The sequence below is a fragment of the Corynebacterium sp. genome (assembly GCF_012837295.1).
Classification (GTDB): Bacteria; Actinomycetota; Actinomycetes; order Mycobacteriales; family Mycobacteriaceae; genus Corynebacterium.
The window spans coordinates 1-2745 of the sequence record NZ_DURI01000180.1 but is presented as its reverse complement, the minus strand read 5'-3'; the positions used below and the strand labels follow the sequence as shown (position 1 = coordinate 2745).

Genomic DNA, 2745 nt, shown 5'->3' with positions numbered 1-2745 from the left:
TCATGATGGCGCTGTTCATCCTGATCATCTGGGGAGGATTCATCCTCGCCGTCATCAACCTGACCCGCCACCCCGACGACACGTCGGGCGAACTGGCCGACGCCCCCCACGCCGCCAACGAAGTGCTCGCCGCACACGAAGAGCAGTAGGCGTCGCAACGCAACGACCCCGAATTCACCCCGCCGCACACCATGCGACGGGGTGAATTTCGGTCAACGACCGAATGAACCTCCGGGCTGATTCCGCCACCGCCGGGGGAATTGCCCCATAATGGCGATGTGAGCAAAGACGACGAAACCCGCGGCGGATTTTCCATCCGCGACGACCGCGACATGATCGACGAGGTCATGGGTGCCGAACCCATGCGCGCCGACCAGGCGCTGTCCGTGCCCGAAGACGCCCACCAACGGGCGGCGACGACTCCCCCGCTGAAGGAAGACGGCGCGGAACTCGACGAACTCCTGCAGGAGGCGGAGGGCGAGTCCATCGACCGCGCCGACGTCATCGGCGAAGGCGCCCGGTGGTTCGCCGGCTGGTGCCTGCGCTTCCTCATCGTCTGCGCCGCCCTGTTCGTGGCGTTCACCGCCCTGGGCAAGGTGTGGGCGGGACTGCTGCCGGTGCTGCTGGCGCTCATCGTCGCCACGGTCCTCGGGCCGCCCGCCGCATTCCTCATCCGCCACAAGTGGCCGGCCGCCCTGGCCGCGCTGGTGTCCCTGCTCGGCGCGATCGGCATCGTCAGCGGCGTCATCGCACTGATCGCCCCGACCGTCCGCTCCCAGCTGCCGCACCTGAAGGACCAGTTCACCAGCGGCATCGTCGAACTGCAGTCGGTGCTCCAGGGCCCGCCGTTCAACGTCAAGGACGAGCAGCTGCTCGACCTGCTCGACCAGGCCACCAACTGGCTGCAGGAACGTTCCGGCGACATCGCCAACACCGTGTTCCAGGGCATCAGCGTCGTCGGCAGCGTCACCGTCACCCTCGTGGTGATGATCGTGCTGACCTTCTTCTTCATCAAGGACGGTCGCCACTTCCTGCCCTGGCTGCGCTCCATCACGGGCCGCCGCCTGGGCTGGCACCTCACCGAGGTCATGACCCGTTCGTGGGACACCCTCGGCGGATTCATCCGCACGCAGGCGCTGGTGTCCTTGATCGACGCCGTGTTCATCGGTCTGGGCCTGTGGCTCCTGGACGTGCCGCTGGCGCTGGTGCTGGCCGTGATCACGTTCTTCGCCGGCTTCATCCCGATCGTCGGTGCGTTCACCGCGGGCTTCATCGCCGTGGTCGTGGCGCTGGTGGCCAACGGCCTTACCACCGCCATCCTCGTGCTCGTGCTCATCGTCGTGGTGCAGCAGGTCGAGGGCAACATCCTGTCCCCCATGCTGCAGTCGAAGGCGATGAACCTGCACGCGGCGATCGTGCTGCTGTCCGTGACGCTGGGCGGCACGCTGTTCGGCATCGTCGGCGCGTTCCTGGCAGTGCCCGTCGCCGCCGTGATCGCGGTGTGGCTGCGCTACATGGGCGACCTGACGGACCTGCGCACCGGAGACAAGACCGCCGCCGACATCAAGTTCGCCACCGAGGCCGGATCCATTTCCGGCCTGCAGACCGAGGCCGCGGGCCGGGCCATGCGCGACCGCCTGGCCATGCTGCGCCTGGGCGGCGGCGACAAGTCCTCGGCCAAGGGCTCCGTCGGCGAGACGGGGACCGGCTCCGGCGCCGACGACGACTTTGCCCGGGCGGAGGCCGCACCGGCCACGACGGCGTCGGCCAACGACCCGCTGTCCGGCGGATCCGGCGACGGTCCCGCGACGACCGCCTTCGGGCGGATCAGCAATGCGGTGACGGGGCGGTTCCGCCGCCACTGACGCCACAGCCGCGACGGCCGCGACGGCGCGGTCGCGGGCGTCGGCCCTCCGCAAGGTTCCCCGGCGCGCCACACCGCGCCTCAGTCTCGGCGGCGACGGCACCCGGTAAGGTCTGGAAGCGTGTCCGATACCGCAACCTCAACTCACCCGAACGCCGCTCGACGTTCCGGGCCGCGGCGGCTGCCCATTTGGGCGCCGCCGTTGCTGTTCGTGGTGGCGGGGCTCATCGGCATCGTCGCGGCGCTGCCGACGGGCAGCATCGGTCTGCCGTATCTCCTCGCCTTCGCGGCCGCCGCCATCGTCGGCACGTCGCTCGTCGATCCCCGTGGCCTGGTGGTCACGGTGGCGCAGCAGCCATTGCTGTTCACCGTCATCACTCCGATCGTGGCGTGGCTGATCGCGTCGTGGTCGGATCCCTCGGTCGGCGGCGCCCTCGATTCCACGCCGACGAAAACCAGGCTGATCACGGCGGCATACCCGATCGTCCAGTATTTCCCGTGGATGGCGCTGATCCCGCTCATCTGCACGGCCATCGCCATCTGGCGTTACCTGGACATCACGCGCGTCAACGCGAAGACGGACAAGGAAACCCGCCGCGACAACGCGCGCCTTCAGAAGTCCGAGGAGACCACCACGGTGTCCGCGACCCGTGCCCGCAAGCGGGTGGCGGAGTCGGATGCGCGGGTGCGACATTCGCGCGGCAAGGACGCTTCACGACGACCCGCGTCCGAAATCATCCAGGCTGCCGAGGAGAGGCGCCGCCGCGCCGCCGAGCGGGCGCGTGCCGCCCAGGAAGCGCGACGCGCGCAGGAGCCGGCACCGCGTCCGGTGGCCGGTAATCCGCGCCGCCCGGAGCGTTCCGAGCGTCTCGAGCGCCCGG

At 69.4% G+C, this 2745-nt stretch carries 3 protein-coding genes; all 3 read left to right on the top strand.

Annotation, left to right across the window (positions count from 1 at the left end):
• Window positions 1-2: 2 nt before the first annotated feature.
• On the top strand, window positions 3-149 hold the full coding sequence (metS, locus tag GX015_RS06155; RefSeq protein WP_291343622.1) for a methionine/alanine import NSS transporter subunit MetS: 147 nt from the start codon (window positions 3-5) through the stop codon (window positions 147-149).
• 129 nt (window positions 150-278) lie between these two features.
• A complete protein-coding gene (locus tag GX015_RS06150; protein WP_291343615.1) occupies window positions 279-1865 on the top strand; it encodes an AI-2E family transporter in 1587 nt (528 codons plus the stop codon).
• A gap of 120 nt (window positions 1866-1985) precedes the next feature.
• On the top strand, window positions 1986-2745 hold a 760-nt coding region (locus tag GX015_RS06145; protein ID WP_291343614.1), incomplete at its 3' end, for a DUF6542 domain-containing protein.

What these genes read in the sequence shown, in the direction of transcription:
- metS (WP_291343622.1), top strand. Translation starts at nt 3, where the DNA reads ATGATGGCGCTGTTCATCCTGATCATCTGGGGAGGATTCATCCTCGCC.